The organism is Hyphomonas sp. BRH_c22, from assembly GCF_000961795.1.
Taxonomy (GTDB): domain Bacteria; phylum Pseudomonadota; class Alphaproteobacteria; order Caulobacterales; family Hyphomonadaceae; genus Hyphomonas.
This window is the reverse complement of the sequence record NZ_LADU01000066.1, coordinates 1-17375: the sequence shown is the minus strand read 5'-3', so window position 1 is coordinate 17375 and position 17375 is coordinate 1. Positions and strand designations below refer to the sequence as shown.

Annotated in this window: 17 protein-coding genes and 1 tRNA gene; 2 read left to right on the top strand and 16 right to left on the bottom strand. The window is 62.0% G+C overall.

What is annotated here, in order from left to right:
• Positions 1-102: 102 nt before the first annotated feature.
• From VR74_RS08555 to VR74_RS08545, 3 genes are all read right to left on the bottom strand, one after another.
• Positions 103-1206, bottom strand: coding sequence for a hypothetical protein (locus VR74_RS08555; RefSeq protein ID WP_299949925.1), 1104 nt, complete (start codon positions 1204-1206; stop codon positions 103-105).
• Between the two features lie 159 nt (positions 1207-1365).
• Positions 1366-1441, bottom strand: a tRNA-Thr gene (locus VR74_RS08550).
• 65 nt (positions 1442-1506) lie between these two features.
• Entirely contained in the window at positions 1507-2121 is a 615-nt protein-coding gene (locus VR74_RS08545) for a GNAT family N-acetyltransferase (protein WP_045695962.1), read from the bottom strand.
• Between the two features lie 195 nt (positions 2122-2316).
• Between VR74_RS08545 and VR74_RS08540 the strand changes: the two genes are divergently transcribed.
• Entirely contained in the window at positions 2317-2790 is a 474-nt protein-coding gene (locus VR74_RS08540; RefSeq protein ID WP_045695911.1) for a hypothetical protein, read from the top strand.
• 107 nt (positions 2791-2897) lie between these two features.
• Here the strand turns inward: VR74_RS08540 and VR74_RS08535 are convergent, their stop codons facing one another.
• On the bottom strand, positions 2898-3308 hold the full coding sequence (locus tag VR74_RS08535) for a DUF1761 domain-containing protein (protein WP_299949923.1): 411 nt from the start codon (positions 3306-3308) through the stop codon (positions 2898-2900).
• A 118-nt stretch (positions 3309-3426) separates the two neighbouring features.
• Here VR74_RS08535 and metG point away from each other — a divergent pair, with 118 nt between their 5' ends.
• Positions 3427-5166, top strand: a complete 1740-nt coding sequence (gene metG / locus VR74_RS08530; protein ID WP_045695908.1) for a methionine--tRNA ligase — start codon at positions 3427-3429, stop codon at positions 5164-5166.
• On the opposite strand, the gene VR74_RS08525 is transcribed toward metG, so the two are convergent.
• The 12 genes from VR74_RS08525 to VR74_RS08470 form a co-directional block, all read right to left on the bottom strand.
• Complete coding sequence (locus VR74_RS08525) at positions 5163-6080, bottom strand: HAD family acid phosphatase (RefSeq protein ID WP_045695907.1); 918 nt, start codon at positions 6078-6080, stop codon at positions 5163-5165. The genes metG and VR74_RS08525 overlap by 4 nt on opposite strands.
• 50 nt (positions 6081-6130) lie before the next feature.
• Complete coding sequence (locus tag VR74_RS08520; RefSeq protein WP_045695905.1) at positions 6131-6793, bottom strand: DUF938 domain-containing protein; 663 nt, start codon at positions 6791-6793, stop codon at positions 6131-6133.
• A complete protein-coding gene (locus VR74_RS08515) occupies positions 6790-8541 on the bottom strand; it encodes a class I adenylate-forming enzyme family protein (protein WP_045695904.1) in 1752 nt (583 codons plus the stop codon). Before VR74_RS08515 ends, VR74_RS08520 begins: the two co-directional genes overlap by 4 nt.
• A gap of 152 nt (positions 8542-8693) precedes the next feature.
• Positions 8694-9353, bottom strand: a complete 660-nt coding sequence (locus VR74_RS08510; RefSeq protein WP_299949921.1) for a hypothetical protein — start codon at positions 9351-9353, stop codon at positions 8694-8696.
• 119 nt (positions 9354-9472) lie between these two features.
• Positions 9473-10081 carry a hypothetical protein gene (locus tag VR74_RS08505; RefSeq protein ID WP_045695901.1) on the bottom strand — a complete coding sequence of 203 codons (609 nt, stop codon included), beginning with the start codon at positions 10079-10081 and terminating at the stop codon, positions 9473-9475.
• A 49-nt stretch (positions 10082-10130) separates the two neighbouring features.
• A complete protein-coding gene (gene dxs / locus VR74_RS08500; protein WP_045695900.1) occupies positions 10131-12053 on the bottom strand; it encodes a 1-deoxy-D-xylulose-5-phosphate synthase in 1923 nt (640 codons plus the stop codon).
• Positions 12054-12130: 77 nt separating this feature from the next.
• Positions 12131-13027 (bottom strand): polyprenyl synthetase family protein, encoded by an 897-nt coding sequence (locus tag VR74_RS08495; RefSeq protein WP_045695898.1) that lies wholly within the window; start codon positions 13025-13027, stop codon positions 12131-12133.
• 13 nt (positions 13028-13040) lie between these two features.
• Entirely contained in the window at positions 13041-13286 is a 246-nt protein-coding gene (locus VR74_RS08490; protein ID WP_045695896.1) for an exodeoxyribonuclease VII small subunit, read from the bottom strand.
• A 67-nt stretch (positions 13287-13353) separates the two neighbouring features.
• Complete coding sequence (locus tag VR74_RS08485; RefSeq protein WP_045695895.1) at positions 13354-13962, bottom strand: histidine phosphatase family protein; 609 nt, start codon at positions 13960-13962, stop codon at positions 13354-13356.
• 126 nt (positions 13963-14088) lie between these two features.
• On the bottom strand, positions 14089-14943 hold the full coding sequence (gene lepB, locus VR74_RS08480) for a signal peptidase I (protein WP_299949918.1): 855 nt from the start codon (positions 14941-14943) through the stop codon (positions 14089-14091).
• A 122-nt stretch (positions 14944-15065) separates the two neighbouring features.
• Entirely contained in the window at positions 15066-16130 is a 1065-nt protein-coding gene (locus tag VR74_RS08475) for an MBL fold metallo-hydrolase (RefSeq protein ID WP_045695894.1), read from the bottom strand.
• A 54-nt stretch (positions 16131-16184) separates the two neighbouring features.
• Entirely contained in the window at positions 16185-17150 is a 966-nt protein-coding gene (locus tag VR74_RS08470; RefSeq protein ID WP_299949916.1) for a pseudouridine synthase, read from the bottom strand.
• Between the last annotated feature and the right edge of the window lie 225 nt (positions 17151-17375).

The window sequence follows — 17375 nt, the reverse complement described above, 5'->3', positions numbered from 1 at the left end:
GATAGACAGCCTTCTGAGATTCAAGGGGCGGGCATGGGCTGAGGCCGATACCGTCAAGGATTTCGAAGCCCTTGGTTCCCTGCCCTTTCCAGCGCGCCCTGGCTAACCCTTATACAATTCACGGCTCAGGAAATCGTGAATGGCTGAGGCAGCGTTTCGGGACGGAGAGGATGCCGTTTCCTCAATTGCAGAACCAAAACCCTGCGTCTGGGCCGGTGCATAGTCCTGATGATCCTCAATCGCCGATGCAACCCGCGCCATGACCTCTTCTGCCGTGTTTGCAACTTCGCCATAGTGCCAGTGCCGGTAATGCTCGTCGGCCTGCCAGTCCACTGCATGCGCATTGGCAAAGACGCACGGCTTCGGTACACGCAGGAATTCATAGACCTGACTGCTCACATCACCAAGGTATATGTCAGCATACCGCGTATAGTTCATATTGATCGAATCGAGACTGCCACCGTCGAAACGCATGCCGGCGCCCGCATACTGGCTCGCAAGACGGTCAAACAACTGCCGTGAGCGGCCACGCATCCGGACATGCGGCGCACAAATCAGGTTCATCCCGGCATTTCGGCTGAAAGCCTTTATGATTGCCTCGCCGAACGCCGGCCAGGACGACAGGCGGTCATCGAAGTGCGGATTGTATAATACGGTCGGAAGTTCATTATCAAAGTAGTCCGGCACGTCCACAGGCAGCAGGTCGAACTTGCAATAGCCCACCACATGGCACTTCTCGCCGGAAACGATGCCGCGATGAACAAGCATGTCGCGATCCTTGCTGCCCGCAACCAGAACAAGGTCGAACATGCCAATGCGGGAATCGTAGCTTTTGGCGCGATCTCCCGCACCATGCGGAATGTGGATCAGTTTCGGGCAACGCTTCCCCAGGACCCGCCGCAAGAGCGTTGACGTGCGCTCGGGCGTCAGGATCGCATCGCAATCAAGGACGGCCTGCAGGCCAAACAGGAGATTCAGGAGCCTTGGGGGGCATTTATGCAATGGCTGATTTCTGAACATCACGGGCGATCGAATGATCCCCGGGCCAAGTTCAGGCGCATACGACCAGATGATCTTCTCGTGCCAGTGCGTCGACACCATGCAATTGACCTGAATGCCCATGCGATGCAGGTGCAAGGCGGGGCCGAGGACATGGAATAATTGATGCGCCTCTCCGATGGCCAGCACAAGAAGCCTCGCGGTCATCCCGGTATCCGGCATCCTGTCCTCTAACTGCATGCCGATAACCCCGAAATTCGCAGCCGACAGCAATATACACGGCCTTGCAACAAGTGAAGGCCGCGATTGGTTGCTGTGAGGTGCTGCTGTCACAAGGATCAGGAAGCCCTAAGTCCTTGTTTCCAGTGGTGCCGGTTGAGAGACTCGAACTCCCGACCCTCTGATTACAAATCAGATGCTCTACCAGCTGAGCTAAACCGGCGGCTGGAGGGGTGTGACTACTTCGATCGGCGCCGGGACGCAAGAGGGGTTTCCAGTGGGCGCCGCTCAGCTGGCCAGTCGCGGCTGATAGGCGGAAAAGCGGTCGAACGCGGCGAACACATCACGCCGCCCGTCCAGCCCGTCCATGGCCGCAATCAGGTCGTTCATGCGGGCAACATCAAACGCATAGGTCATGTAGGCGCCGTCCGACTGGGTGCAGGTCCCGCCAAGCGCCTTGAACAGGCTTCGCGCCTTCCTGTTTTCAGCCAGGACATGGGCTTCGAGCGTTAGAATGCCCGCCTCGGCACAGTCGCATCCGATCGTGGCCATCAGGATGCGCGCCATTCCTGTATTGTGATAGGCGTCCAGCGTCGCAATGGCGAGTTCGGCCTTATGCGTGCCAGGCATGCGGACCGCCCTGACAACGCCCACTGCCGGCAGGTCACGCTCGGCCAGGTCCAGCGCTGCCCAGGCGATATGATCCACGCCGTCCACCGCGACCAGCCGCTCAAGGACCGAATCAGGCACCTTTTTCATGCCGGAAAAGAAACGGAAATAGCGCGATTCATCTGAAAGATTGGCGATGCTGTCGCGTATGCGCAGGCTGTCCTGCGGCCGTACCGGCCTCAGGTATATGCGCTTGCCCGTCTTCAGGCTCGTATAGATGGCGCGATTGTCCATGCACCATATGTTGCAGCGCAGCATAAAAATACAATGGCCGTTTCACAGCCTCGCTAAAATTTCATGTTCCGCCAGATTCACGATTTCTTGCAATCACCTTGCAACGGCCCCAATCGCCACGCCGCCTGCACGTTTCGGCCCCATTTCATGCGTAGATCCAGTACCAATAACGATAAGTGCATGAAGGAATATCCCATGAAACGCCCGATAATCGCTCTTGCAGGCTTGAGTGTCGCCGCCCTGATGCAGATGCCGGCTTTCGCCCAGGTCCCGCCTCCGCCGCCGACGACACCGGCCACGATTCCCGTCACCAAGAGCTGCGAAGACGTCTCTCTTTCGATCTATTTCCCGGCCTATGAGACGATGCTGTCATCCTATTCCATGCGCGCCGTGAACGCCGCCAGCGACCAGCTGGCCGGATGCGCCGTGACTGAAATCAAGGCTGAAGTCACCTCCGAGGAGGCCCACACGGACGAAGGCCTGAGCCATATTTCAGAGGCCCGCGCCACCGCAGTCCTCAATGCCTTCAGCGCCCGCGGCATCCGCGCCGGCGATATCGAGACAGATGTCACGCCGGTGACCGTGACAACGACTCCGGCTGGCCAGAAAGCCACGCTCGCACGCCGCGTTGACGTCGTGCTGACGGCCGAGCCCGGCTACGGCCTGTAATAGCTCTCCCTGATGGCTGGATGGAGGGTGCTTCACCGCTCCCCTCCGTCCAACTCACTGCCCCGGACCGGTTCGAGACCGGCCGGGGCTTTTCTTTGTGAGCGGTCCTAGTCGAAAAATGACAGGACGGCGCCTGCCAGCCCCATCGAGACCAGCATATGCCCCCAGTCGACCATCAGGCCAGGCAGGGAATGGTACAAACCATAGACATATTCATAGGCTGTGACCGGCAAAACCACGACCACGGCCAGCATCAGGGCGGTTGAAACACAGGCGCCGAGGCCCTTGGCACCCTTCAGCTTCAGCACCCAGCCGAGCCCGAAGGCCAGCACGAGTTCGATCAGGAAACCGCCGGCCATCCAGGCCGGATTGGCATCTGCCGCCATGTCGGCCGTATAGCCGCGTGCAGCCATCCACTGCTCGGAAAACAGCATTCCGTAGAAAACGAATCCGACAAAGAACATCACTATGGCGGCCAGCAGCACGCCCAGCAGGTTCACTCCACTGAGTCTTGGCATGTTTATTCCTCCCAAGTTTCTTTCTTTTCCGGCCCACCCCGCTTAAAAGTCCCGTTCCAGCGGGCGACCGGCCCGAATCATGCCTCAAAAAGCCTCAACCGGAAAGAAAACACCCCCCATGACGCGACCCCGGCGCATCCTGATCACCTCCGCCCTGCCCTATATCAACGGCATCAAGCACCTCGGTAACCTGGCCGGATCCATGCTGCCCGCAGATGTCTATGCGCGTGTCATGCGCCTGCAGGGCCACGACGTGACCTATATCTGTGCCACGGATGAGCACGGCACCCCCGCGGAGCTCGCCGCGCAAGCCATGCAGATCCCGGTTCAGCAATATTGCGACGAGCAATACGCCGTCCAGCGCAAGGCTGGCGAGGGCTTCAACCTGTCGTTCGACTGGTTCGGACGCTCCTCGCGCCCGGCCAATCACGCCATGACGCAGCATTTCGCGCAGGCGCTGGAGGCGCGCGGCCTGATCGAGGAACGCACCTCGAAACAGGTCTATTCGGTCGATGACGGCCGCTTCCTGCCCGACCGCTATGTCGAGGGCACCTGCCCGCATTGCGGCTTCGAAAAGGCGCGCGGCGACCAGTGCGATAATTGCGGCCGCCTGCTTGATCCCGTGGACCTGATCTCGCCCTATTCGTCGGTCTCGGGCAGCAAGAATATCGAGATCCGCGACACCAACCACCTCTACCTGTTGCAGGAGAAGTCCCAGGACACCATTCGCCAATGGGTCAACACCAAGGGCGCCAACTGGCCGAGCCTCGCCGTTTCGATTGCCAACAAATGGCTCGACGAGGGCCTGATTGCCCGCGCGATCACGCGCGACCTGTCATGGGGTGTCAAAGTGCTGGACGTGGACGGTGCGGTGCGCCCCGGCTACGAAGACAAAGTCTTCTATGTCTGGTTCGACGCGCCAATCGGGTACATCTCCGCCACGCAGGAATGGGCAGAAGCGACAGGCGGCGACTGGGAAGCCCTCTGGCGCACCGACAAGGGCGCCGACGAGACCGAATATGTCCAGTTCATGGGCAAGGACAATGTCGCCTTCCACACGGTCAGCTTCCCCGTCACGCTGCTCGGCAGCGGTGAGCCATGGAAGACGGTCGACAAGCTCAAGGCGTTCAACTGGGTCACCTGGTATGGCGGCAAGTTCTCGACCAGCAACAAGCGCGGCGTCTTCATGGACCAGGCGCTGGAACTGCTCCCGGCCGACTATTGGCGCTGGTACCTTATCGCCAACTCGCCGGAAGGCTCTGACGCGGCCTTCACCTGGGAAGGCTTCCAGGCGGCGGTCAATTCAGACCTCGCCAACGTGCTCGGCAATTTCGTCAACCGGATCACCAAGTACGCCGCCAGCAAGTTCGACGGCAAAGTGCCGGAAACCGGCGAGCCGGGCGAGGCGGAAGCCTGGATGGTGGCCGAACTGGCTGAGCGCCTGCCCCGCCTGATCGGCTATTACGAAGACATGGAGTTCCGCAAGGCCGCTGCCGAAACGCGCGCGATCTGGGCCGCGGGCAACGAATACCTGACCAAGGCTGAACCCTGGGTGAAGTACAAGAATGATGTCGATGCCGCCGCTGTCGGCGTGCGCGCCGGCCTGAACCTCGCTGCCCTGTTCGGCATCCTCGCCTTGCCAATCATCCCGGAAACAGGTGCAAAAATTCTCGATGCGCTGGGCGTTCCGGAAGAAAACCGTACCCTGAAGTTCGGCGTCAGCACCGATTATGCAGCCCTTCTTGACGCCATGCCGCGCGGCCACGCCATCGCGCCGCCAGACGTGCTGTTCCAGAAGATCGAAGACGAGCAGGTCGCCGCGTGGACAGAGCAGTTCGCCGGCAGCAATCAGGCCTAGTTGATCACCTCGGCTTCGGCCTGTGGCGTCGGCTCCCAGTGCGTTTCCGGCGGGAATACATCGTCAAATCCGCCGCGAATGGATGGCCCATAGACCGGGTTCGGCAGGACGAACCAGCCATTGCCCCACAGGCCCGCGACAGAAGGTGCTTCCGTGAGCGCCCTGCGCTCGGCTACGCTCAATGACTTGTCATTGAACGGGTCGGCAATATCGCCCAGCTGGTCACCGACCAGCGCAACCACGCAATAATTGCCTGCAATCATTGCCCGGCGGCCATCCTTGCCGGATCCATCCGGCGCATCACCCTGCAGGAACAGCGTTTCGCCATGCGTGAAGTCGCCAATCCCTGCCTCGCGCAGCGTATCCACACTCCCTGCCGCGTTCACAGCCGCCCGGTTCGTGTTGACGATCACCGTCACACCGGCCGCGCGAATACGGTCAAGTCCGGCCAGTGCGCCAGGAACTGGCACGGCCTTGCCAGCGCCCGTCCTTTCCCAGTCATCCCAGATACCCGGATCGAAGCCGATGCCGGCGCGGGTAAAATAGCCCATCGAGCCAAGATTCCAGATCAGGGTCTCATCCGCGTCGAACACGGCCGCCAGCGGCTTGCCTTCGCAAGCCAGGAATGAAGGTTGCTCCGGCATGCTGCCCGGTGCCAGTACAACACCATGGCTCGGCCCACTCGCGGCCTTCGCCTCGACAAAGCCCGCAATGCCCGCCCAGGCCTGCCGCATAGCCACGCTGGCTTCGGCAGAGCCATACAGCCATTGCTGGCCAGGTATCGGCTGAGGCGCATCTGGGGCGCTCTCGGCTTGCGGCACCGGAATCGGGCTGTCGGCGATGGGTGTATCAACCGGCGCCGTCTGGCAGGCCGCCAGCAGCGCCACGAAGGCAAGGCTCAGAATCTGTTTCATGCTGCCTTTCTCAAACGACGGCGCCCGAAAGTCCACCCGAACTTTTTGTCTCATGCCCGCTCGAAAATGACCGACAGGTTGTTGGCGGGCATCTCGGCGACGTTCTGCAAGACGAGGCCGGCGAGCGAGGCCAGCGGCAGCACTTCCTGGTCAAGGTCGCGCACGCCCCATTCCGGATTGCGCCGCTTCAGGTCTTCACTGAAGCGCGCATTGGATGGTGCTATCGCGCCTTCGCGTCCATAGGGTCCGTAAAGGAACAATCTCCCTCCCGGACGCAACAGCCTCCCTGCACCTGCGAACAGGCCTTCAACGGCCGCCATTGGCGCAATGTGGATCATGTTGATTGAAACGAGCACATCCCATGGCCGCGCCGATTCAGCTGCGCCCCAGTCAGCAAGGCTCGCGTCGAGCATCAGGGGGCCCTTCAGCCGGTCATGTCCGGCCGCCTTCACCCAGGCCCGCTGGCTGTCGAGGCTGGCAGGGTCGATATCGGAATATGTCCACTCGATCCCCGGCAACGCCTGCGTGATGAAGGCGCCGTGTTCGCCTGTGCCCGACGCCACCTCCAGCACAAGTCCCGTGGTCGCCACATGCGCCGCGAACACGTCACGAATGGGCTCGCGATTACGCGCCACCGATGGCGAAAAGCGCCGCCCGTCCTCGCCGGTCTCGCGGGTCTCGAACGCAACCGGTCTGGCGGGCGTCTCGCTCATGTGCGCGCCTTGAACCTTGCCCGCAGTTCCGGCTTCAGGATCTTGCCATTGGCATTGCGCGGCAGCGGCTCGTCCTGGAACTGGATTTCAACCGGCACCTTGAACGCCGCAAGCAGGTTCGCGATGTGCGCACGCAGCTCATCCTGCGTTACCGTCTTTCCAGGCTTCAGCTGCACCACCGCACCAACTTCCTCACCAAGCACCTTGTGCGGAATGCCGACGACCGCCGCGTCCATAACGGCCGGATGGTCGTACAATGCACTCTCAACTTCGATACAATAGATGTTCTCGCCGCCGCGGATCAGCATGTCCTTGGCCCGGTCGACCAGGTAGAGAAAACCTTCCTCGTCGATACGCGCAAGGTCGCCCGTAACGACCCAGCCGTCACGGAATGTCTCGGCGGTCGCCTCCGGGCGGTTCCAGTAACGTTTGCAGTTCGACGGGCTCTTGCACCACAGCTCGCCCACTTCCCCCTGTGGCAGCGTGTTGCCGTCCGGATCACACACTTTCAGCTCAACCGCGTTTGGCGGCGCGCCGGCACTGTCCGGCCGGTTCACATAATCCTCGCCAATGTTCAGCGTCGCTGTCGCACAGGTTTCCGTCATGCCCCAGCCATTGCCGGGAGCCGCATCCGGGAAGCGCTTCTTGATCGTCGATACGAGTTCCGGTGCAGACGGCGCGCCGCCATAGGAAATCGCCTTGATCGAGGACAGGTCATACTGGTCGCGCTCGGGATGCTCCAGCAGCTGCCAGGCAATCGCCGGCACTCCGCCTACGGAGGTAACCCGTTCCCGTTCGATGATCGGCAAGGCCTCACCGGCATCCCATTTGTACATGGCAACAATCTTGTCGCCGCGCATCATGGACGGGATCAGTATCGCGAACGCCCCCGTCGCATGGAAGAACGGAATCGCCAGCAGCGTCCCGCCCTGCTCATTCGGATCCGGCTCGGGGATCGCTTCCCCGCGGCGCAGCAGCATGCGCGCCTGGCAGGTCGACGAGTTGAACATGTTGGAGATCACGGCCCGGTGCGACGCCAGGGCGCCCTTCGGCTTCCCGGTCGTGCCTGACGTGTACATGATCGTGGCATCGTCATCCGGCAATAGTTCCACGTCCGGCAGGCCGATCTCCTTCAGGCTACCCCAGCTGTTCGCCTCACCGATATATTGCTCAAGGCTGGCGACGCGCGGATCATTGTGTTCCTCACCCTTGTCCCGGGCGACGACAACATGTTCGAGCTCAGGCAGGTCTTTGAGGTGGTCGCGCAGGCGTTCGAATATCTGCCCGTCGACAACGGCTAGCTTCACCCCGGCAAATGACAGGCCGTATTCAAGTTCCTCACCTGTCCACCAGGAGTTCATCGGCGTCGCAATCGCACCCAGGCTGGACGCGGCAAAGAACGCCACCGGCCATTGCGGATAGTTACGCATGATTATCGCAACACGGTCACCCTTCCTGATGCCATAGGTGTCGCGCAGGACGGCGGCGAAATTCTGCACTGCCAGCATCATCGCCCTGAATGTCACGCGCTCGTCCTCGTAGACGATGTAATCGCGCTCCGGCCATGTGGCAGCCGCCATTTCCAGGATCGACCGAATCGTCGGCGGCGCATTGGCGTAGAGCTTCAACTTGACGCCATCGACTTCACCATCGACCAGTTCCAGCGGAGAGCCAGGACCAGCAAGGGCCGCATTGGCATCAGCAATCGAGATGACGGGCCATGCGGGCGGGGCTGTATCTGCGGGCATTCGGTTTCCTCCGGTGTTTTTTGCTCATTCACAGAAACCACGCCCCATGAGGGGATTAAAGGGCCCTTGTGTTGGAAACAGGCTGATTCAGGCAAAAAAATGCCCCATTGCAAACGCAAAGGGGCATTTGGGGGCAGGTTGTCGCAGACGGCCTATTTTCCGAAATCGCAGAATCGCAGCGTACGCGGGGTACCGTCCTGTTCAACGGCCTCGTAGGCGCGTCCGGTCAGCGCGTCATCCTCGCAGAGATAACCGATATCATACATCGCGATCAGCGCGTCATTGTCAGGCAAAAGGTCATTGGCGATCATCAGGTCAATGGCATCCTGGTGCATGCCCAGTTCCATCATGAAATTGAACTTCTGCAGCCGGCTCGTCTCGGGCTGCGACAGCTGGGCCTCAAGGGTCGTCACCTTCCCGCGCGCTGAATCCAGCATGGGCAGCGCAGCCGTGTACCAGGACGTATCGCCATATGAATCCGTGACTTCCTCGAAGTCCTCGACGGCGCCCAGCGCATCAAAGCCGCCGGGACCAAACCGGATTTCACCGCGGCGGAACAGCGCTTCAGCATACTCGTCCCGCGTCAGCGCCGGGCTTCCCAGCAACTGGGTCAGGCGGTCCAACGCCGCCTGGGTATTGCCCGCTGCGACAAGGCCTTCGACAGTCTGCATGGCCAGTTCAAAGGCAGAATCCGGAATGGCTGCGGCGGCCGTCGTATCGCTGCCGCCTGGAATCTTTGCCGTTTCCGGTGCAGAGGCGCAGGCGGCCAGCAGCATGGCTGAAGCAGCAACAAGGAGGGGGGTGCGGATCATCTGTTTGGACTCCATCAGGGTGTGGGGGATTATGTCAGCGCTCCACTCCTAGCCGCAGAACATGTGCGGAGACAGGGCGGATTTGTGAAGAAAGTGTGTTTCTTTCAATGCGCCGGATATCAGGCATCCGGCGGGGCACACCAGTGCTTGTGTTCAAGGTCAGGCCGCATATCGCCGAGCGTGTAGACAGGGGCCTCGCCGCCCTTGTCATCACAGACAAAGCCATCCGCAACCAGCTTGGCGAGTTCGGTTTCGCTCGGGCTCAGGCCCGACTTGCGGTATCGCTCAGCCGCTTCGGCATGCGCGCCGAGCACCCACATACTGTTGAACCACTGTGACAGGTTGAGCGGCCGCGCCAGGCCCGCTTCGATCGTCTCGACATCGGTCTGCGCGAAAGCCAGCTCTTCTCTTGCATTGGACGCGAGCGGATGTTCAGGCGCCAGTTTCAGCATCGCACCGAAATCCTCGACGGCGCCCTTGCGGTCATCGCCAGCCTGCCGGCGCAAGCTGCCGCGCGCATACAGGGCGCGCACGCGCTCGTCGTCGCTGAGGCTCGTGTTCTCCAGCAGTTTGGACAGGGCATCATCGGCCGCGTAGGGATTGCCGCCACTGCTGGCTTCAACCAATGCCGCGTCGAATGCGGGGCCCATGCCTGTGGGCGCCGTGGCGCAGGCTGCGAGAAATGCCGCCATGATAAGGGCCAGCCACAGATTCAATCTTTTTGTCATGCAGCAGACTCTACTCCGGGTCTGCCGTTCCAAACAAATTGCATTTCCGTCATGCGCTGGCGAGACGGTCGATTTCGGCAATATCCCCGCGTCCGAGCGCTTCGATGGCGCGCGCCGCTATGTGCCGTGCCGTCAGGCCAGCCTCTTCATACATGGCCTCGGGCGTATCCTGGTTCTGGAACACGTCCGGCAGCGTCATCGGGCGAATCTTGAGCCCGCGGTCCAGCGCGCCGGCTTTCGCGAGATGCTCCAGCACGAAACTGCCAAAGCCACCCGTCGCGCCCTCTTCCAGCGTGATCAGCACTTCGTGATCCCTGGCAAGTCGCTCAACCAGATCGGCATCCAGCGGCTTGGCAAAACGCGCATCCGCGACCGTCACGGACAGGCCCTGCGCCGACAGCATCTCGGCCGCCTTGAGCGCCTCGTGCAGGCGTGTGCCATAGGACAACAGCGCAATCGTGGTGCCCTCGCGCAGGATGCGGCCCTTGCCGATGTCCAGGGGCGCAATCACGTCGGGCATTTCCACGCCAACGCCTTCACCGCGCGGATAGCGGAAGGCGCTTGGCCGGTCATCAATCTGCGCGGCAGTCACGACCATGCGCGCCAGTTCCAGCTCATCGGAGGCCGCCATGCACACCATTCCCGGCAGTGCGCCGAGATAGCCAATGTCGAAACTGCCTGCATGGGTCGGCCCGTCGGCACCGACCAGCCCCGCCCGGTCAATCGCAAAGCGGACCGGCAGCCGCTGGATGGCCACATCATGCACGACCTGGTCATAGCCGCGCTGCAGGAAGGTCGAATAGATTGCCGCGAACGGCCGCATGCCGTCGGCCGCAAGCCCCGCCGCGAAAGTCACCGCATGCTGTTCGGCGATGCCGACATCAAAACTCCGGTCCGGGAACGCCGTCTCGAAAATATCGGCACTCGTGCCCGACGGCATTGCTGCGGTAATCACGCAAATCTTGTCGTCCGTCTCGGCAAGCCGGGTGAGGGTCTGGCCGAACACTTTCTGGTAGGCGGGCGCCTTGGGCTTGGCCTTGGCCTGCTCGCCCGTGACAACCGAGAACTTGGATACGCCGTGATACTTGTCGGCAGAATTCTCGGCGTGCGAATAGCCCTTGCCCTTCTGCGTCACGGCATGGATCAGGATCGGGCCTTCGCGCATGGCCTTCACGTTCTCAAGGATCGGGATCAGTGTATCGAGATCATGTCCGTCAATCGGGCCGACATAGTAGAAGCCCAGTTCCTCGAACAGCGTGCCGCCCATGGCGAAACCGCGCAGGTATTCCTCGGCCCGGCGCGCGGGCGACTCCAGGCCAATCGGGCTGACCACTTTCTTGGCAATCCGGCGCAGGCCGCGATAGGGCCGCGATGACACGAGCTTGGACAGGTAATTGCTCATCGCGCCAACAGGCGGGGCAATCGACATGTCATTGTCATTGAGGATGACGATCAGGCGCGACTTGTCTGCGCCCGCATTGTTCATCGCTTCATAGGCCATGCCGGCGGTCATCGCGCCGTCGCCGATCAGGCAGATGACATTATTGTTCTTGCCTTGCAGGTCACGCGACTTGGCAAAGCCGAAACCGGCCGAAATCGACGTCGACGCGTGCGCCGCGCCAAACGGATCGTATTCGCTCTCGTCGCGCTTGGTGAAGCCGGACAGCCCGCCGCCCTGGCGCAGGGTGCGCATCTGGTCGCGGCGCCCGGTCAGGATCTTGTGCGGATAGCACTGATGGCCCACGTCCAGGATCAGCTTGTCGTCCGGTGCATCAAAGACCGCGTGAATGGCCACGGTCAGTTCAACCACGCCCAGGCCGGACCCGAGGTGTCCGCCCGTAACCGACACGACATCGATGACTTCCTCACGGACTTCCTGCGCGATCTGTTTCAATTCGGCACGCGAGCGCCCTTTCAGGTCGTCGGGCGAATTGATCGCATCCAGTAGCCGGTTCGGGCTGTGTTCGGTCATCTTTCCTTGGACCCTTGAGTATTTGCGCACCCTTCAGAATACGGGTTGCTTGCGGTTATATTATGGTTCGCCCCTGTTTAACGGGTTCTATCCAATACAAAATCGACTGATTGCAGCAGAATATCGGCGCGATTGCGGAAGATAGCGAGGTGTTCCTTGGATTGAGCGGCCAGAAGCCGCACACGCTGCCGGGCCCCGTCGACCCCGAGAAGCGTTACAAAATTGGCTTTTCCGGCCCCTTGGTCGGTCCGCAGCGGCTTGCCGACCTCGCTTTCGTCGCCTGTGGCATCCAGCAGGTCGTCGGCTATCTGATAGGCCAGTCCGAGATCATTTGAAAAGCCGGCCAGCGCATTGCGCTCCGGCTCGCGCGCCCCGCCAATCAGGCCGGCCGCCTCGGTCGCGTACGAAATCAGCGCGCCCGTCTTGAGGCGCTGCATGCGCGTAATCGTGTTGATGTCGCGAGGGCTGTCCTCCTCCAGCATGTCGATCATCTGGCCGCCCACCATGCCCCGCGCGCCAGCCGCATCTGCCAGCCGCTCGATCAGCATCGTGCGCACGCTCGCATCATCATGCGTTTCGCTGGACGCCAGTATCTTGAAAGCGAGGGTCAGCAGGGCGTCGCCTGCCAGCACGGCGGTCGATTCGTTGAAGGCCTTGTGGACCGTCGGCTGGCCGCGCCGGAAGTCATCATCGTCCATGCAAGGCAGGTCATCATGCACCATCGAATACGTGTGCACGCATTCCAGCGCCGCTGCCGTGCGCAAAAGGCTTTTCTCGGGAGCATCGAACATGGCGCCGGTTTCCAGCAGGAAGAAAGGACGCATGCGTTTGCCATTCGCGAGCGCAGCGTGACGCATCGCGCGCATCAGGTTCGCTTCCGGGCCGCTCGCGGGTGGGATCAGCTGATCGAGCGCGACCGTAACCTTGTCGGCAACCTCCTTCAGGCGCAGCGCGAAGTCGGCGTCGTCGTCCATGGGGTCATCGGCCCTATTCAAAGCCGGCCGGCTCGGTCGTCACGCCGCCCGCACCCTGGACGATCTGTTCGACTTTCAGTTCCGCAGACTTCAGCCGCGACTCGCAGTGGGCCTTCAGCGCGGCGCCACGCTCGTAGATCGTGATCGATTTTTCGAGCTCGACTTCGCCCGCTTCCAGCTGCTTGACGATGCCTTCCAGCTCGCCGAGCGCCTCCTCAAAGCTCATCTTGTCGACCGGTTTTTCTTTTGCATCAGCCATCATGTTCGCCCGTGTTCGTACGCAGCGACTCTAGAGCGACCGCCGGGCGTCCACAACCTCTAAGCCGTTACTTGCCGGTGTATTCATAGATGCGGTGGCTCCAGTAGCTGTCACCACCATCATGCACGCATCGCCAGCCGAGCTTCTTGATCTCGGGCCGCAGCATCCGGTTGAACCAGCCATGGGCCGCCAGGTAGACCTTCTCGCCCTCGGATGCCTGGTGCAGTTTTTCAGCCGCAAGCGCCGCGCGGACACGCGCCTCGGAGACGCTTTCCCCATCCAGCGAATGGCCGCTCAGCCAGGCAGCCCGCGCCAGAATATTCCACGTCTTCGGCAGGTACCGCACGCCTACGATACGCGGCGGCGGCAATGGCGCCTCGTTGAAGACCGGGTCATGGATCGCATCGAGGTGCGGCGCGGCGCGCTGGGCGGTTTCCTGGGCCCGGATACGCGCCGATGCAAACACGACCGTTGCGTCCGCCACGATTTCCTTCAGCACGTCGGGCGCTTCCTGGTCGTCGCGCAGCGGACTTTCCTCGTAACGGTCCCACCAGTCCTTGTAGTCGCGCCAGTCGAGACGCGGTCCGGCGGTCCTGTCGAGCACGGGCCGGCCATGCCGCGAGACCACAATCGGGCCCCGCCGGGTTCCTGTCGATGTCGTGTCTGGCATCGCCATAAAGCCTGTCTTCAAACGCACACTGGGCTCGGTGAACCCGGTTCAGGAATTGCCACTAGCGGTGTTGGCCCCATGCGGCAAGGCGTCAATCGTCCGCCCGCATGGCAGCGTGTCGGGGGATATGGCTTACAGACCGCGCCAAACGCGCTTCTTGCACGGCTCATCGTCCTGCAGCTTGCAACGGTGCAGCGTCATGATCACCGTTTCAGCCCGCCCGATCAGGTGATCAAGCGGCACAAAGCCCACCGACGCCCGGTCCGACTCGACGCTGAGCGGACAGCCGGCCCGCGCCACGACGCCGTCAATCGGCGGACAATGCCCGGACAGGAACCGGCTATCGAGTGAGTTGTCCCGGTTGTCGCCCATCAGGAACAGATGCCCTTCAGGCACTTCGAACAGGACCGTATTGTCCCCCCGGTCGCCCTTTTCCTGGCGGTGTGTCAGCCAGGTCGCGCCGTCCGGAGCGGTCTCGCGCCACTCGAACGCAACGACATTGCGGCTTTCACTGTGCGGCTTGTAGCGGAGCGTCCGGATGAACTCGCTGTCGACCGGCTCTCCGTTCCGGATAACCTCTTCCCCGATCATCTGGATTTTATCGCCCGGCAGCCCCATGATCCGCTTGATCATCACCCGGCCAGTATGTGTGTGCTCGAACACCACCACGTCACCGAACTTGGGATCGCGCGCAAAGATGCGCCCTCCGGGAATCGGCAGGTAACGTCCCAGACTGAAAGGCAGGGAATACCGGTCATAACCATAGGCAAATTTCGCCACCGCCACCCGGTCGCCCACTTCCAGCGTCGGCACCATGCTCTCGGATGGAATGACCCGCTGTTCGTAGAACAGGCCCGAAAAGATCATGAAGATCGGGACGAAGACAGCCAGCGTCACGCCCCATTCCCTCAACTCACGCTTCACCTTTTCGGCGAAGGTCAGGTCTTCATCCTCGTGCTTGTCGGCCTTGTCGCCATCTCGTGCCATCGCGGGCTCACCTGATCTGCCTGTTGTCAGCCGACTTCTTAGACGAAAGCCGCTTCAGTTGCGAAGCTGAAATCCGCCTTGCCGCTGCAAAAGGCCCGTACTGTCTGGCAAACTGGCAGGCATCAGATCAGGCGGTAGCGCGCGATTCCGTCCTCACCCACGGCCGAAGTGACTTCGCCGCGGTGAATCATGCAGTTCAGGTGCGCGATGGCTTCGCCGGTGGCCATGCCCACCTCGTCCGGCTGGATCGCCCGGCCGAACAGGCTCGTAAACGTATCCATCACCGTCAGCGGCCCCTTCTGCATCCGGCCCTTGAGGCGCGACAGGGCGGTCTCGTGACCGTCAATCAGGTGACCAAGCCGTTCATGGGCGCCCCGGAAAGGCTCATTATGGGCCGGCAGCACCAATACGTCCGCCGGCAGCCGCTCCAGCAGCCGTTCGCAACTCGTCATCCAGTCCAGCAGCGGGTTCGCATTCGGCTCGGTCGGGTGCACTGACACATTGGACGAAATGCGCGGCAACAGCTGGTCGCCCGAAATCAGCACATTCAGTTCCGGGCAGTACAGGCATGAATGCTCAGGCGAATGCCCGTTCCCGGTGATCACCTCCCAGCCCTGTCCGGCCATGCGGAACATGTCGCCATCCGAAAGGCGCTCGAACGCATCGGGCATCTGGCTCACACCGCGCCCGAAGCCGCCAAACCGCTCCTTGTAATTCTCGATCTGTGCATCGTCCCAGCCAGCGCGCCGGTAGAAGGCGATTCCCGCCTTGGGCGCTTCGCGTCCTGTATCCGACACCAGCATCCGGCAGGTGATATATTCCAGCCGGCTCATCCACAGTTCGGCACCATACTTGTAGCACAGCCAGCCTGCACACCCGACATGATCGGGGTGCATATGCGTCACCATCACCCGCTTCAGCGGCTTGTCCGGCGTGACGCGCGCATCCAGCAGCTGCTTCCACGCATCCCGCGTTTCCTTCAGCGGCATGCCGGTGTCGACAATCGTCCAGCCGTCGCCATCATCGATCAGCCAGAGATTGATGAATTTGAGCGAGAAAGGGAGCGGCATGCTGACCCATTCGATCCCCGGCGACACCTGGATCGTTTCTGCGAGCGCGGGACGCGCATCCCCGTGGGGATAGTCGAGCCTGGGCCGTTTCGGCGTTTTTGTCTGGAATCCGTCCATGCGCCAGCATATGCCACGGGTCAGGCGCGTCGAGCCATCACGCCGGGTCAGTGCCTATTTGATCGGGGTCCGCTTGCGCGGGGCCAGTTTGGTGCGCTTGAACTTGGTTTCAGCCGGCTTCGGCTTGGCTGGCGGGCTGTCGCCGCGCGGTTTGCCCGCCGGCTTCTTGCCCGGTCCGGTCGGGCGTTTGCCTGCAGGCAGCGGGCGCTTGCGCTCAACCACGACCGGCGCCGCAGGTTCAGCCGAAAAGCCCTGCGCTTCCCAGCGCAGCAATTCGTCCCGCTCGCGCGCGCTGATCGGGCGCCACTTCCCCTCAGGCAGCCCGGCCAGCGACAGGGGGCCGATCCGGGTCCGCATCAGGTCAATCACGCGCAGGTCCACCAGATCGCACATCCGGCGGATCTGGCGGTTACGCCCCTCACGCAGGATGAATTTCAGTTCGTTGCCCTTGATCACCGTCACGCTCGCCGGCCGCAACTGCCGTCCGTCCAGCTCCAGCCCGTGGCGCAGCTTCGTCAGCTTGTCCTCCGTCACGTCGCCGCGCACCTTGACGTGATATTCCTTCTCCAGCTTACTCTCCGGCCCGATCAGCGCCTTGGCCAGCACGCCGTCCTCGGACAGGATCAGCAGGCCGTGCGAATCCTTGTCGAGCCGCCCGAGCGGAGCCAGCCGGTTATTGCGGCCCGGAATGGCATGCGCCCGCCCCGACAGGCTCTCCTCGGTGATCAGGCGCACAGCGGGTATCTCGCCGGCTTCCGGCGTGCCCGACACGATGCCCACCGGCTTGTGGAACATCAGCGACAGCTGGTTATCCAGCCGCCGCGCCGCCTTCTCGGTCAGGGTCAGCGTCTGGCCGTCCTCGATTTTGTAGCCGGCTTCGGTCAACACATTGCCGTCGATCTTGACCAGGCCCTTCTCGATCAGCGTATCGGCCTCGCGCCGCGAGCACACGCCCTCGGTCGCCAGCCACTTGTTGACGCGCATCGGCTCAGCGCCGCTATAGGTCTTAGTCCACGCCATCTTGCGGCTTTCCGGTATTGCAGGGGTCAGACGTCCCTCTTATCGGCGCAGCTGCGCGCCAGCAAGCGATCAGGCGATTCCGAACAGCGCCTCGGAATTCTCCAGGAACCGGCTGCCGCCTTCAGTGATGCTGGCCACCTTGCCAGGCGCCGCGGCCAGCAATGTCTCGGCGAAAAACCCCGCCAGCGCCAGCCGCCGCGCCCGTGCAGCGCCGTCGCTGCTGCG

What these genes read in the sequence shown, in the direction of transcription:
- VR74_RS08535 (WP_299949923.1), bottom strand. Translation starts at nt 3,308, where the DNA reads ATGCCAAGACTCAGTGGAGTGAACCTGCTGGGCGTGCTGCTGGCCGCC.
- VR74_RS08510 (WP_299949921.1), bottom strand. Translation starts at nt 9,353, where the DNA reads ATGATCCGCACCCCCCTCCTTGTTGCTGCTTCAGCCATGCTGCTGGCC.
- VR74_RS08540 (WP_045695911.1), top strand. Translation starts at nt 2,317, where the DNA reads ATGAAACGCCCGATAATCGCTCTTGCAGGCTTGAGTGTCGCCGCCCTG.
- metG (WP_045695908.1), top strand. Translation starts at nt 3,427, where the DNA reads ATGACGCGACCCCGGCGCATCCTGATCACCTCCGCCCTGCCCTATATC.
- lepB (WP_299949918.1), bottom strand. Translation starts at nt 14,943, where the DNA reads ATGGCACGAGATGGCGACAAGGCCGACAAGCACGAGGATGAAGACCTG.
- VR74_RS08470 (WP_299949916.1), bottom strand. Translation starts at nt 17,150, where the DNA reads ATGGCGTGGACTAAGACCTATAGCGGCGCTGAGCCGATGCGCGTCAAC.
- VR74_RS08545 (WP_045695962.1), bottom strand. Translation starts at nt 2,121, where the DNA reads ATGGACAATCGCGCCATCTATACGAGCCTGAAGACGGGCAAGCGCATA.
- VR74_RS08525 (WP_045695907.1), bottom strand. Translation starts at nt 6,080, where the DNA reads ATGAAACAGATTCTGAGCCTTGCCTTCGTGGCGCTGCTGGCGGCCTGC.
- VR74_RS08495 (WP_045695898.1), bottom strand. Translation starts at nt 13,027, where the DNA reads ATGGACGACGACGCCGACTTCGCGCTGCGCCTGAAGGAGGTTGCCGAC.
- VR74_RS08505 (WP_045695901.1), bottom strand. Translation starts at nt 10,081, where the DNA reads ATGACAAAAAGATTGAATCTGTGGCTGGCCCTTATCATGGCGGCATTT.
- VR74_RS08475 (WP_045695894.1), bottom strand. Translation starts at nt 16,130, where the DNA reads ATGGACGGATTCCAGACAAAAACGCCGAAACGGCCCAGGCTCGACTAT.
- VR74_RS08555 (WP_299949925.1), bottom strand. Translation starts at nt 1,206, where the DNA reads ATGACCGCGAGGCTTCTTGTGCTGGCCATCGGAGAGGCGCATCAATTA.
- VR74_RS08520 (WP_045695905.1), bottom strand. Translation starts at nt 6,793, where the DNA reads ATGAGCGAGACGCCCGCCAGACCGGTTGCGTTCGAGACCCGCGAGACC.
- VR74_RS08515 (WP_045695904.1), bottom strand. Translation starts at nt 8,541, where the DNA reads ATGCCCGCAGATACAGCCCCGCCCGCATGGCCCGTCATCTCGATTGCT.
- VR74_RS08490 (WP_045695896.1), bottom strand. Translation starts at nt 13,286, where the DNA reads ATGGCTGATGCAAAAGAAAAACCGGTCGACAAGATGAGCTTTGAGGAG.
- VR74_RS08485 (WP_045695895.1), bottom strand. Translation starts at nt 13,962, where the DNA reads ATGGCGATGCCAGACACGACATCGACAGGAACCCGGCGGGGCCCGATT.
- dxs (WP_045695900.1), bottom strand. Translation starts at nt 12,053, where the DNA reads ATGACCGAACACAGCCCGAACCGGCTACTGGATGCGATCAATTCGCCC.